Raw genomic sequence first — 13,095 nt, 5'->3', positions numbered from 1 at the left:
AAGGACGGATTCATCATGGCTGATTCCTCTCTCTTCGGTAACCCACCACCGTCGTCCGCTGAAACCGAGGCTGTGTACAAACGGGTCTCTCGGCGGTTGATTGCTTTTCTGTTCGTTTGCTATGCCGCCGCCTATTTGGATCGTGTCAACGTCGGCTTCGCCAAACTCCAGATGCTCGAAGACCTGCAATTCAGCGAGGCGGTCTACGGACTCGGCGCCGGCATGTTCTTTGTCGGTTACATCCTGTTCGAGGTGCCGAGCAACATCATCCTGCAGAAGGTCGGTCCAAAAATCTGGATCGCACGAATTATGCTGACGTGGGCACTGATATCGGGTTCCATGGCATTCGTCACCAGTCCCGAAATGTTCTACGCACTTCGATTTTTACTTGGTGTAGCCGAGGCCGGCTTCATTCCAGGCATCCTGTTCTACCTCACACAATGGTTTCCAGTGCACCGCCGTGGACGCGTGTTCGCGTTGTTTCTTTCCGCAATCCCGGTCGCTTCGATCTTCGGTGGTCCTCTATCGGGCTGGCTGTTGCAGTCCTTCAACGGCGCAGCCGGACTTCACGGTTGGCAATGGGTATTCCTGATTGAAGCTATCCCGTCGCTGATTTTGGGCTTCGCGGTGTTGAAATGGCTGGACAACAGTTACACAGACGCTAAGTGGCTCACTCTGCGCCAGAAACAAGTCATCGAACACACGCTTGCATCGGAGGCGCTCACCGAGGACACAGCTACACACAATCGGGTCTTCGACGTACTCAAAAGCCCGAAGGTGTGGCTACTCAGCGCCATCTATTTCTGCATAGCGCTCGGGATCTACGTCATTGGCTTCTGGATTCCCACGATTATCAGCGACTCGGGGGTCGCCGGCGGGATTGCAATCGGGCTACTGACCGCAATCCCGTACCTCGCGGCAGTGGTCGCCATGATTGCGAACAGCACTCACGCGGACAAGCACGGTGAACGTCGATGGCACACTTCGCTTCCGTGCTGGGTGACAGCCGCAGGACTTGTCCTGACGGGCCTCGGGGCACACAACACAACGGTCGCCATGATCGGCCTTGTTATTGCGGCTGCCGGCGCATCGACCGCTCAAGCAGCGTTCTGGAGCCTGCCGGCTGCGTTTCTTACGGGAATAGGTGCCGCGACTGGTATTGCATTGATCAACTCTGTCGGCAACATATCCGGAGTTGTCAGCACGTCGGCTGTCGGCTGGCTGTCGAGCATCACAGGTACCACCACAATCAGTCTCTACGCGGTCGCGTTATTACTAGTGACCGGTGGCGCTCTGATTCTCATGATTCCGGCTCGACTGCTTGACGATCAACGACACCTCGATCGCGGCGATCCTTCCGAGACAACTGTGTCGCATCCAGTCGTAACTCATCCACGATCTGGGCAATCTGTTCCGCCGCAACCACATCAGACGAAATCGCCACTTCCGACTGAAAAGGACACCATCGCATGACCTCAACGGCTGTTTCAGCTGCAACTTCAACTTTGTCTTCGTTGACCATTGATCGTGAAAACCGACGCGTGGACGGAGGCGCCCTTTACATCGGTGGCCGTGCGACGGCACCCAAGCTCAAGCAGAGTCTCGAGGTAGTAGACCCGAGCACCGGAAGCGTGATCGGAGCCATTCCCTGTGGCTCCGTCGAAGACGTCGACGACGCAGTTGCAGCTGCCAAGGCCGCTGCAACTGGGTGGCAATTTACGGACGTCCTAACTCGCTGCGACTTGGTGAAAAAGCTCAGTTCCCTCGTTAGAACGCACGCTGATGAACTGGCGTGGCTGGAAGCGGTAGACAGCGGCCACTACCTGGACAAAGCCAAAGACCTTGTCGGCGCTGTGTCGCTTTGGCTCGATTACCATGCGGGACTTGCACCTACCGTCGGTGGAAGGACCATCCCGCTGCCGGGCAATCGATTGAGCATGACGGTCCTGGAGCCGCTCGGCGTCACAGCCCACATTATTCCGTGGAACTACCCACTGGTCTTGTTAGCTAGATCGGTAGCACCCGCATTGGCCCTAGGCAACACTGTGGTGGTCAAACCGGCCGAGGACACATCGCTGGCATCGTTGCGATTCGCCGAACTGGTGCACGAAGCCGGATTCCCACCGGGCGTCTTCAACCTGGTTACCGGCCACGGTGCCGATGTCGGCGCAGCTCTCGCCGCTCACCCGGACGTAGCTGGCGTCACCTTCACGGGGTCGGTCCAAACAGGTAAGGCAGTCGCACACCTCGCGGTCGACAACATGGCACAGGCTAACCTCGAACTCGGCGGTAAAAGCCCGAACATCGTCTTTGCGGACGCAGACATAGACGACGCCGTCGAAGGCACCGTCCAAGCATTCTGTTCGCATGCCGGCCAGGTCTGTGTCGCGGGTACACGGCTGTTCCTGCACGAGGCAATCAAAGATGAATTTCTCGTCAAACTGAAGGAACGTCTGAGCACCATCAGTATTGGTGACACATTGAAACCGGGGACTCAAATGGGTCCGCTCGTGTCTCGTCGGCAACTCGAACGCGTCCGTGAATACATCGAGATCGGAAAAGCCGAAGGCAAGTTGGTTTACGGGGGCGGAGTGCCGGCCGGAACCCATCCGGGTGGCTACTTTATCGAGCCGACCGTTTTCGTAGATGTCGACCGTACCGACAGGATCGTCTGCGAGGAGGTGTTCGGTCCGGTGCTCTCTGTTCTGACATGGACCGATCTGGATGACCTGGTCGAACAAGCTAACGACTCCGAGTTCGGACTCTTCGCGTGTATCTGGAGCCGCGACATCAAGCGCGCACTATCCACCGCCAGAAAGCTCCAGGCAGGTGGCGTCATGGTCAACGATTGGCAGGCCGAATCGCCACTGGCACCTCACGGTGGATATAAAAGCAGCGGAATCGGGCGAGAGAACGGTCTGGAAACTGTCGCCAGCTACACGCAGGTCAAACATATCTCGATCGGCCTCGACGAATCGTTGCGTTCGACTGGCGACTGGGCGAGTGCGCCACTCTGATTCACCGATCAGCACGCAACTAAAACTCAGCACTCACCAAAACCCAAGTAGACCCTGAGGGCCGTACGAGTAGAGGGAGAATCTCCATTTCAGCCTCACATCACACCATTTATGACGTCTTGATCATCGGTGCCGGACCCAGTGGCGCCGTCGCGGCGAAACGATTCGCCGAGGAGGGATTTTCCGTCGTCTGCCTGGAGCAAGGCGATTTCCCCGACTACACGAAGATACGAAGCGCCACAGATGAATTCGAACTGGCGAAGGACCGGCACTTCAGCTGGTATCCGAACAGACGACAAGCCGACGCTGACTACCCAATCAACGACGAGCAATCCGACGTTGCACCCCTGATGTGGAACGGTGTCGGGGGCAGCTCAATTCTGTATGCCGCGGCATGGCATCGATTCAAGCCTAGCGACTTTCGGGTCCGGACACTCGACGGAGTAGCAGACGACTGGCCGTTCGACTACAACGAACTCGCACCCTATTACGACCGGGTAGACCAGGATTTCTCCGTCTCCGGAATGCCGGGCGATCCCGCCTACCCGTACCACGAGCCGCCACTTCCGCCCTTCCCCCTGGGAGATATGGAACGACGCGTCGCGGCCGCCCACGACCGCCTGGGCTGGCACTGGTGGCAGGGCACAAACGCCATCGCCTCCGTCAAGCACAACAACCTTTTGCCCTGCGTCCGGCGTGGAAGTTGCCTGTGGGGATGTTTCGACGGCGCCAAGGCCTCGGTAGACCGGACCCACTGGCCCGTCGCCACGTCGCTGGGCGCCAAACTGGTCACCAACGCACGCGTCGTTCGAATCGAGACCGACTCCGCCGGCCTAGCCACCGGCGCCACCTACATCGACCGCACCACAGGGCAGACGCATTTTCAGCCGGCGAGAACAGTATTTGTCGGCGCCAACGGCATCGGAACTCCGCGACTGCTCCTGAATTCCGCATCCGAGACGCACCCCAACGGGCTCGCCAATTCCTCGGGCCAGGTCGGCAAACGCCTCATGATGCACCCTTACAGCGTCGTCGTCGGGCTTTTCGACGACTTCTTCGAAGGCTGGCAGGGACCTTACGGGCAACGGGCGTACTCGCTCGAGTTCCAAGAGACCCACCCCGACAGGGACTTCGTCCGCGGTGCGAAATGGCAGCTGATGGGGACCGGTGGTCCGCTCGCAGCCACAGGAGCGTGGCCCTTCAACGGAATCGCCTGGGGGGAAGGCATTCACAAGGAAGTGGATCGTCGGTTCGGACACACCGCCGGATGGTCGATCATCGCGGAAGACCTCCCAAACGAATCCAACACCGTGACCTTGGACCCGACACTCACAGATTCGGATGGTCTACCCGCACCGAAACTTCACTACCGTGCCTCCGAAAACACGATCAAACTCCTCGAGTTCAACCAGAAACAAGCCGAGATCTCCATGAAGGAGGCCGGCGCCTACGAGACGATCGTCGCGTCCGTGGTTCGCGAGACCGGCTGGCATCTACTCGGTACGGCAACCATGGGAACTGATCCCGGGCGCTCGGTTGTCGACGGTCACGGCCGCGCACACGATGTAGCCAATCTCTTCATCGTCGACGGCAGCGTGATGCCGACATCGGGATGCGTCAACCCAACAGGAACTGTTGCGGCACTATCACTCCGAACCACAGAACATGCGATCGCCGCTGCTCGCGAGCAGCAGTTGTCGTTTGCAGTGCGCTGAGCGCGAAGGGACGAAATCATGAGCGACTATCTCTCCATCACCGCCCAGCTCGGATGGGTTTGTGACGCAGTCATTCCAGCCGATGCCAGCTTGGGGATGCCGTCCGCATCCGAGGCCGGCGTCATCACAGATCTATTGCCCCGTGCACTGGAGGTTCGGGACGATCAGAAAGATCGGTTCATCGAGATCGTCGGTGCCCTCCCGTCCTCCACACCGGCAGATGCGCTCGGCAGTCTCGAATCCGGTCTGCCCGCTGAGGACTTCGACCTCGTCGCGCATCTGATCGCTGGGGCGTACTATCTCAACCCCGATGTCAACGCCAAGCTCGGGTACCAGGGGCAGGAAGCAATGTCGTACGACCCGGACTACGACGAAATCAACGAAGTCGCCGAACGGATCGTCGCTCGCGGCCCCGTGTACATCGATCCATTGACCGGTCAGCGCGCCCTGGCCCAACAGACATAACAACCGTAACCCACGCGAAGGTGTTGTTCGGCTACTAACGATTGCCGGACAGCACCTTTCACATTTTCAGACAGTCAGAGTATCTGTCGAGACCACAGTGCGAGCACCCCTAGGTTTCGCCCCGAACTACAACGCCACTCCACGACGCGTCCAATTCACTGATAGCCGCGTCTCATCGCGAGGACATTTCTGCCCTCTTTCGAAGGACACTTACATTGACAACTACCGTAGACTCAGCGATATCTCCTGCCGTGAGCACAACGCAGTCTCACCCGTGGCCGCTCTTCGGATTGTTGAATCTGATCGTGGTGGTGGCACTTTCGATAGGGTCGTGGTATCTGCTTGCCGACCCACAGACCAGCCCGTGGGACTTCTACCCACTCCCGTTCAACGCTGCATTGTTCTGGTCAATCGTATTCATCGTATTCATCGGATTCAATTGTGAATTCGCAGGATTCGACAGAATTCCTCAGCCCTGGCGAGGTTCGGTCGTCCTTGTTTCCACAGCGCTGTTCGGAATCGCAGCCACCTGGCTACTCTCTCCCGGCCTCGGCGAACTGTACCCGGACTTTGCATCCGATCGCGAGGCCGGACTCGGCTACTTCGCTGGTGCACTCTTCGTTTTGTTCGGATTCGGAACGTGGGTAATGGCGGCACTCAACTGGAATCATTGGCCATGGACCGGACTGGGCATGAAGCAACCGTTGGCCGGACTCTGTGAGATCGCCTTCGTAGCGATCCCGACGTTGGCTTTGTACTTCACGCTGGGGCTCCCGGCCGTGTCGCTATCGGCGACCAATCCTTTGATGTCCATCGATACGGTTCTCGGATGGTTCTACTCGATCGTGGTGTGCGTGATATTCACGGGTCAAACGCTCGACAATTGGCCATGGCGTTCGTTCGCATCCAGTAGCAAACGTTGGTTGATGCCGCTCACGGCTACGATCGGCAACGCTGCCCTCGGTACAGCTTTGTACTTCGTCATGGTTTCCGTAGCAAAGTTCTTGGTCGGTCAATCGAATGTCGATGAGCTCGGCGCTGTCATCAACCAGTTCCCGGCGCAGATCGGAGTCTGCTGGGTGCTTTGGATGGTTTTGTGGGCCAATGCGTTCGGCAATAGGCCCACTCGATACGGTGACTCTGTAAATTTCGCCGTTCGGGCCGTCGTTACGCTCACCCTTGGGGTTGCCACTTTCCTCTTCTACTACAAGTTTGCCGCCGGGCACATCCTCCATGAACCCCCGATCGCCGGAAGCCTGTACGGCAACGCGCTTGGGTTCATCGACTGGTTAGTGCTCTGGACCCTGCTGTACGTTGTGGGTTTCCAGTCATGGGGATTGCGCCGATTGACTCCAGCTCCGTAGGTCGCATTAACCGCAGATGACACTGCCGCTTGGGGTTTCCCGGACAGAACCGCCGAATACGTCTGGGCATCGGACGTCTCGAAGGCACACGACATTGCTCGAAAGATCAATTCTGGCACGGTGTGGATCAACACCGACCACGTTCTCGGTCCTTCGGCGCCGTTCGGAGGCTTCAAGCAGTCCGGTTGGGGACGCGAGCACAGCGCCGCAGTATTCGATGCCTACACCGAGCAGAAGACCGTGATTTTGAACAAGGGTGTGCTAGTGATTCAGATAGCAAAAAATGAGGCCAAGCACATCGTCTCTGCACGTAAGCTGGTCGAGAGGAGGAGCGTCGCAACTGCGGTTGCGTCCATTCGAGCCCGAGCAGAGCTGTCTACGACGTTCGGTTCGAACGTGATTCGTCAACGCGGGATTGCGGAGACCGGCGATATGTCGGAATTCAGTGCCGCTGATGCGGACTTGCGCGGTGCCATTGTTCATGCAGTCAGCTACTCCCTTCTGGAGCAGTTCTACCTGGGCTTACATGAGCGGCAACGGAGGATGGCAACCGACTCTTCGGCCCGCGATCCGGGACAGGTCAGCGGTATCGTCGAGGATCACTCACGCTTGATAGGCCTGATTGAATCAAGTGATGTCAACGGATTCGAACTCGCGGTAGATCGGGATATGCGTCGAGTTCACGGATGGAACCTGGGGACTTCGCTGTGACCGGGCAGGTTGAACAGCATCGGGCCGGCGCAGTAGACGGAAGTCGCCGATGGATTCTCGTCGCAGCGGGAATGTTTGCCGTTGCGTGGGGCGGAAACGAATTCACTCCTCTGCTGGTCATGTACCGGCTGGAGCATGGATTTTCAACCATCACCGTGTACACCTTCCTCTTCGCCTACGTCGTAGGAATCGTTCCTGCACTGTTGATTTGCGGTCCGTTGTCGGATCGAGTGGGTCGGCGACCAGTGATGCTTCCTGCCACCGCGATCGCTGCCATCGGATCAGTGCTGATAGCAGTCGGTTCCGATTCGGCACTCTTACTGTTCGTAGGCCGAGTATTGACCGGTATTGCGTTGGGCATCGGTATGGCAGTGGGTGGCAGTTGGGTGCAAGAGTTGTCTGCGCGCGATCCGCGTTCGTCGAGCGGATCGGGCGCGAAGCGAGCAGCAATGGCACTCACCTCAGGATTCGGACTGGGTGCCGGTGTTGCTGGTGTACTTGCTCAGTGGGCGCCGTGGCCCACGCACCTTGCCTATCTGGTTCATGTGTCGATTTGCCTGGCCGTCGGCGTGGCTATGTTCGCGGCGCCTGAAACGCGTATGCCTATCTTCGCGGACAAACGCGGAAAGCTTGTCGACGCTTTGAAAGTTCGCGCGGCATCACACCGAAGGTTTTTGCTCATCGTCCTTCCGGTAGCGCCGTGGGTATTCGGTTCCGCCAGCGTCGCTTACGCGCTTCTCCCATCACTCATGGCCGGTAGTAGCGGTGGCCTTCCGATAGCCCTGTCCGCACTGATGTCGGTGCTCGCACTCGGAGCCGGGTTTGCCATACAGTCGGCGGCCCGAAGAATCGACAGTCCCCTCGGCGCACGCGGATCCATAGTTGCCCTGACAATACTGACCGTCGGGATGCTGCTCGCTGCTTGGGCCGCAACAGTTCTGACGCTCGTGAGCGCGCTACTCGCGGCGACTGTCCTCGGTTGTGGTTACGGTATGGCGCTTGTCGCCGGACTACTGGAGGTTCAACGCATTTCCAGCCCGGATGATCTTGCGGGACTCACCGCGGTGTTCTACTCGCTTACGTATCTTGGTTTCGCGATACCGGCCATTCTGTCGGCTCTCACCGAGCAGTGGCCGGGTGTTGTGACCTATCCGGTCATCTTCGCGTTCGGCGGGGTGCTTGCAGCCCTGTGCGGCGTCTTCGTTCGCACCCAAACCGGACGACATCTACCGATCAAACAATGCGAGGGTCTTCGTCCTGATGGCATGACGGCCGGGACGGCGGCGCAGGCCCCCTGATAGTGACCCGGTGAGGCCTTCCCCGTTGCATGTCGTCGACCACCGACCAGGCGCGTTGGAATGGACGTAGCGTACGTGGGGGTCGCCCGCAACATGCATGATTAGAACATCCCACGTGCGAAGGAAAGGTTTACTGTGCCATTGTCTTGGATACGTTTCGAGGCGAGTTGCCGGTAGTCGACTGATATTTTATTTCTCAGACGGCGACATTTCTGACGAATGCTCTGGGAATAGCCATTTCGAATCGAGCTCCGACACCCGGCACTTTGATTCATTGCGACAGTGAGACTGTTTGTGCCGTCGGCGTTCACCCGCCGGGCGCACGACTCAGGCCTCGTCCCGTCGACGGGAGCGATCGGCGAATGCTATGACTGTCAGTCTGTTTCTGCCGGTCTATGCGCGTAGATTCGGCAAAGTCCCAGCCAGAGCGGCTTGACTCCTGTTATGAGTGACCCTTTCGGTGTCTTTGCGTTGATCTGTCAGCCCTCTGGTTGGGCGCACGGCACTGGCATCACGTCCGATCTGACTTGATAAGGAGCCTGGAGGTCGGTTTGCGAGCGTCCCCGTGACAGTCCTGTCGATCGGGCCTGATGCCAGTGTGCAACCCATGGTAGATCGGATCGACGTACTGGAGGAACCGTCATGGCCACCACCACAGCTGTAGATATCGCGAAATCAGGCGATGTTGTTGTCGGGATCGATACCCACAAATACGTTCACGTCGGAGCAGTATTCGATACCACGGCCGGTTTGCTATCGACCATCAGCGTTCCTGCCGACTCGGACGGATTCTTCCAGTTGCTCTCGTGGGCTGAGTCATTCGGACAACCGATAGCTTTCGGCATCGAAGGGACCGGCTCCTACGGTGGTGCATTGACCTCGTTCGTTCGGCGCCGCGGCTACCGCGTCATCGAAGTCGCCCGACCGGATCGACGGATACGCCGGTTGGTCGGGAAATCGGACACGATCGACGCCCAGAATGCAGCGAAAGCAGTGAGGGCCGGGTTCGCTACCGCCGAACCGAAAACCGCCGACGGAACTGTCGAAATGATTCGTCAACTCAAAGTCGCACATGACACCGCAGTCAAGGCCCGCGCCACGACAATGGTGACGCTGAAAGCGATGCTGGTGCATGCACCGGAAGCCTTGCGCTCCGAGACAGCAGGGAAGACGCAGATCATGCTGGCCCGCCACTGCGCAGCCCTGATCGTCGAGTACCTCAATTCACCCGAGGACAGCATCCGGGTCACACTTGCAAGTCTGGCTCGTCGCTGGCTCACACTCGATCACGAGGCAGCCGAATTGCACGAACATATCGAAGGATTGGTGAAAACCACTGCACCGCAACTCGTTCAAACATACGGAATTGGCGCCGACACGGCAGCAGAGATCTTGATCGTGTTCGGTGACAACCCGGAGCGAATCAAGTCCGAAGCAGCGCTTGCCAAGCTTGCCGGGATCAGTCCGATCCCGGCGTCTTCAGGGACGACGACTGGGAAATACCGGATCAACCACGGCGGCCATCGGCAACTCAATGCGGCCATCTACCGAACAGTCATCGTACGCATGCGGTTTCACGAACCCACCAAGATCTACGTCGCACGCCGCACCGCCGAAGGAAAGGCCAAAAGGGACATCATCCGCTGCCTGAAACGCTACGTCATCCGCGAGGTCTACCACCTCGTCAACAATCCCGTGACCAGTGTCGATGCGAGTTGACAACTATAGGAGCATCAATGCAGTAATCGAATCACTCTGGGGCAGAATGCAAACCTCGCTTTGGAAAACAACGTGCGATGGCTGTGCAGAACACCTTTGGCGCGTCCGGTGGTCCCGGACGTGAACATCAGCAGAGAGATCGCGTCGAGGTCGGCATGCAGGATCGGTGCGGAATCGCCTGTGCGGAAGTATGCAACCGGAGCCATCTCGGGTCTGATCACCAGCAGCAGCACCGGCGCGGCGAGCGTGCGGGTGGCCTGAACCTCGTCGAACGACTGGACGCGGTCGACGCCCCGGTACGTATCCGGGATTACGACGGCGGCGAGGGTGACGGCGTCGAGCACGGCGCGAATCTCGGTTGACCGGTAGTTCACCGGGATCGGACACAGAACCGCGCCCAGACCCCAGGCCGCGTGGGCCACGGCCACAGCCTCCCACCAGTTCGGGAACTGCATGCCCACGCAGTCACCTGCCTGTACTCCGTTGCGCTGCAACCATTGCTGAATTCGGGTGACGGCGTCGAATAGTTCTGCACCCGAAATTCGGTGGTTCTCCTCGACGACGAAAATGCGGCTGGGATCCGCTGCTACGGCGTCGCGAAGCAGCTCGGGAGTGGACGTTCTCAGCCCGGCCGCTTCGGGATACACGACCGGGGAAATCCAGGTGGGGAGATGGGCATGTGATGGCCTCCTGGGAATTCCGCACTGCGGAGGGGCTGGGAAATCCGCACTGGTGGAAAGAAAACAGGGTTGGAATCGGCCAGCCGGCGGACGGCGGAGGTACACGCCGGCAGGCCGAAGTTGCAGCCTCATGATGACTCTGCACATCTGCGGTAGAACCGCGCTCGAGCCCGGCGACGAGGTTGCGGCTTTGCGGCCATCTGAGAGATAGGTATCCATCCGGGTACTTGGGCCCGTGCGCAACGCTCACGTCCGTGAGAGGTTCAGGAGGTACCTACGCCGGCGATCGGTGGCGATGATGACTCTCGAGGATCGATTGGACAATTGTCAGTGCCTGCTGGCGCGAGCCAGACTTGCAGATGAATACGATGCAGTTCGGCGATTCTCGGAGCATCGGCGCACGTTGGTTGAGCAGTCAACCGGCATGAGAACCTACCTCCGAATGCTGTAGGAGCAGCGGCCGGGCTGGTTCCCCGGCGAAGTGGCGTGATGCCAGTCCTCGAGAAGGAACAGAACACGAGGAGGACTCGATGAGTGTGCGGATCGCCAAGCCGGCTTCAGAGCGACTCGAGTGGACGTCGGCGTGCCCGCTGAGTCACCTGATTACGGGCCGTGGAGTTGCCGTGTTGCTTCGCAGTGGGGAGCAGGGAGCGCTGTTAGGGCTCGAGGCTGGCACCTTGCGGGCCGTGAGCAACTTCGATCCGTACGGCCGCGCCGCTGTGATATCGCGTGGACTGGTCGGTGATCGCAATGGTGAACCAATTGTGTTGTCCGCGTTTCTGAAGCAGGCGTTCTCGTTGATCGGCGGACGGGCATTGGACGACGAGTCGGTATCGCTTCCGGTGTATGAGGTTCACGTCTGTGCCGGCGTAGTTCAAGTGCGCAGCACCGGTTGCGTTGTCGAGACTGCCTCGTGAATGACGATATGCCGTTGGCGGGATTCACCGTCGGCATCACGGCCTCGCGTCGCGCCGAGGAATTTGCGTCACTCCTTACCCGACGGGGCGCAGATGTGATGTTCGCGCCGGCGATCCGCATCATCCCGCTCGCCGACGATCGTGAGCTGGAACGCGTTACACAACAGATCATCTCGAATCCTCCCGAGGTGGTGATTGCTACCACCGGAATCGGATTTCGGGGTTGGCTCGAGGCTGCTGACGGTTGGGGCGAGGCCGAGAATTTGAGCGCGGCACTGTGTTCGGCGCGTCTGCTGGCTCGGGGTCCCAAGGCGAAGGGTGCAATCCATGCGGCAGACTTGCGCGAAGAGTGGTCACCGGTTTCGGAGTCTTCGGCCGAGGTTCTCGAACATCTTCTGTCCGAGGGCGTCTCGGGCAAGAGTATTGCTGTTCAATTGCGCGGCGCCACCACCGAGTGGGAACCAATTTCTGATTTCTGTCAGGCATTGTGGGACGCGGGTGCCGAAGTCATCGCGGTCCCTGTGTACCGTTGGGAGCCACCGGAAGACCCGACACTTCTCGATCGGATGATCGACGCAATCGCTTCTGCCGGAATTGATGCCGTTAGTTTTACCAGTGCGGCGGCGGTTTCGTCGCTGGTGATGCGTGCGGACAGTACAGGACGACTCGACGAGGTCCTCGGTGCCATGCGCGGGTCGGTGACGGCTGTGTGTGTCGGACCGGTCGCATCGGCGCCGTTGGATGCACTGAACGTTCCGACGACGGGACCTGTCCGTTCCCGTCTGGGCGCACTTGCCAGGCATATTGTCGAGGAAATTCCGCTGCGAGCCAATCAAATTCAGGCCGGTGCGCATGAAATTAGTGTTAGAAGCGGTTGCGTAGTCGTGGACGGAGCGGTGAGGCAACTGTCGCCCGCGGCGATGTCGCTGATGCGAACCCTTGGTGCGAGTCCTGGTCGCGTCGTCTCCAGGGAGGATCTCCTTGCCGCTCTGCCCGGTGGTGGCACTGATACTCACGCCGTCGAAACTGCCGTGGCGCGATTGCGGGCGTGTCTCGGCGCACCCGAAGCGGTGCAGACTGTGGTCAAACGCGGTTACCGTCTTGCCCTGGATCCTGTTGACTGCGTACGCAATTCAGGTGATTATGCGCAGTGGTGACGATGTACTGGTATGGGTTGCTCACGGCACACGAAGTGGGCGTGGAGTGGAA

At 59.1% G+C, this 13,095-nt stretch carries 11 protein-coding genes; 10 read left to right on the top strand and 1 reads right to left on the bottom strand.

Annotation, left to right across the window (positions count from 1 at the left end; all coding sequences use genetic code 11):
* The first annotated feature begins 15 nt into the window (after positions 1-15).
* The 8 genes from CJ178_RS30760 (at position 16) to CJ178_RS30725 (ending at position 10,289) form a co-directional block, all read left to right on the top strand.
* Complete coding sequence (locus CJ178_RS30760) at positions 16-1,473, top strand: MFS transporter (protein WP_095888857.1); 1,458 nt, start codon at positions 16-18, stop codon at positions 1,471-1,473.
* On the top strand, positions 1,470-3,017 hold the full coding sequence (locus CJ178_RS30755; RefSeq protein ID WP_095888856.1) for an aldehyde dehydrogenase family protein: 1,548 nt from the start codon (positions 1,470-1,472) through the stop codon (positions 3,015-3,017). The genes CJ178_RS30760 and CJ178_RS30755 overlap by 4 nt, the downstream gene beginning before the upstream one ends.
* Before the next feature lie 119 nt (positions 3,018-3,136).
* A complete protein-coding gene (locus CJ178_RS30750) occupies positions 3,137-4,732 on the top strand; it encodes a GMC family oxidoreductase (RefSeq protein ID WP_306453226.1) in 1,596 nt (531 codons plus the stop codon).
* Positions 4,733-4,750: 18 nt separating this feature from the next.
* A complete protein-coding gene (locus CJ178_RS30745; protein WP_095888854.1) occupies positions 4,751-5,197 on the top strand; it encodes a hypothetical protein in 447 nt (148 codons plus the stop codon).
* 215 nt (positions 5,198-5,412) lie between these two features.
* The gene (locus CJ178_RS30740) at positions 5,413-6,561 is read left to right on the top strand and encodes a hypothetical protein (protein ID WP_095888853.1); all 1,149 of its coding nucleotides are present in this window, start codon (positions 5,413-5,415) and stop codon (positions 6,559-6,561) included.
* Positions 6,562-6,654: 93 nt separating this feature from the next.
* Complete coding sequence (locus CJ178_RS33475) at positions 6,655-7,272, top strand: FCD domain-containing protein (protein ID WP_373557501.1); 618 nt, start codon at positions 6,655-6,657, stop codon at positions 7,270-7,272.
* Positions 7,273-7,343: 71 nt separating this feature from the next.
* The gene (locus CJ178_RS30730) at positions 7,344-8,570 is read left to right on the top strand and encodes an MFS transporter (protein ID WP_373557500.1); all 1,227 of its coding nucleotides are present in this window, start codon (positions 7,344-7,346) and stop codon (positions 8,568-8,570) included.
* Positions 8,571-9,212: 642 nt separating this feature from the next.
* The gene (locus tag CJ178_RS30725; protein ID WP_095888850.1) at positions 9,213-10,289 is read left to right on the top strand and encodes an IS110 family transposase; all 1,077 of its coding nucleotides are present in this window, start codon (positions 9,213-9,215) and stop codon (positions 10,287-10,289) included.
* Between the two features lie 14 nt (positions 10,290-10,303).
* Here the strand turns inward: CJ178_RS30725 and CJ178_RS30720 are convergent, their stop codons facing one another.
* Positions 10,304-10,936: a class I adenylate-forming enzyme family protein gene (locus tag CJ178_RS30720; protein ID WP_179300889.1), complete on the bottom strand. Its 633-nt coding sequence runs from the start codon at positions 10,934-10,936 to the stop codon at positions 10,304-10,306.
* Between the two features lie 563 nt (positions 10,937-11,499).
* Here CJ178_RS30720 and CJ178_RS30715 point away from each other — a divergent pair.
* Positions 11,500-11,886 (top strand): nitrite reductase (NAD(P)H) small subunit, encoded by a 387-nt coding sequence (locus CJ178_RS30715; RefSeq protein ID WP_095888848.1) that lies wholly within the window; start codon positions 11,500-11,502, stop codon positions 11,884-11,886.
* On the top strand, positions 11,883-13,043 hold the full coding sequence (locus CJ178_RS30710; RefSeq protein WP_095888847.1) for a uroporphyrinogen-III synthase: 1,161 nt from the start codon (positions 11,883-11,885) through the stop codon (positions 13,041-13,043). The genes CJ178_RS30715 and CJ178_RS30710 overlap by 4 nt, the downstream gene beginning before the upstream one ends.
* The last annotated feature ends 52 nt before the right edge of the window (positions 13,044-13,095 follow it).

It is taken from the genome of Rhodococcus sp. ACPA4 (assembly GCF_002300185.1).
Classification (GTDB): Bacteria; Actinomycetota; Actinomycetes; order Mycobacteriales; family Mycobacteriaceae; genus Rhodococcus_F; species Rhodococcus_F globerula.
The sequence above is the reverse complement of the archived record's forward strand: the minus strand, read 5'-3'. Positions and strand labels throughout refer to the sequence as shown.

Coding starts and splice junctions, on each gene's coding strand:
- CJ178_RS30715 (WP_095888848.1), top strand. CDS start 11,500: ATGAGTGTGCGGATCGCCAAGCCGGCTTCAGAGCGACTCGAGTGGACG.
- CJ178_RS30725 (WP_095888850.1), top strand. CDS start 9,213: ATGGCCACCACCACAGCTGTAGATATCGCGAAATCAGGCGATGTTGTT.
- CJ178_RS30760 (WP_095888857.1), top strand. CDS start 16: ATGGCTGATTCCTCTCTCTTCGGTAACCCACCACCGTCGTCCGCTGAA.
- CJ178_RS30730 (WP_373557500.1), top strand. CDS start 7,344: ATGTTTGCCGTTGCGTGGGGCGGAAACGAATTCACTCCTCTGCTGGTC.
- CJ178_RS30755 (WP_095888856.1), top strand. CDS start 1,470: ATGACCTCAACGGCTGTTTCAGCTGCAACTTCAACTTTGTCTTCGTTG.
- CJ178_RS30745 (WP_095888854.1), top strand. CDS start 4,751: ATGAGCGACTATCTCTCCATCACCGCCCAGCTCGGATGGGTTTGTGAC.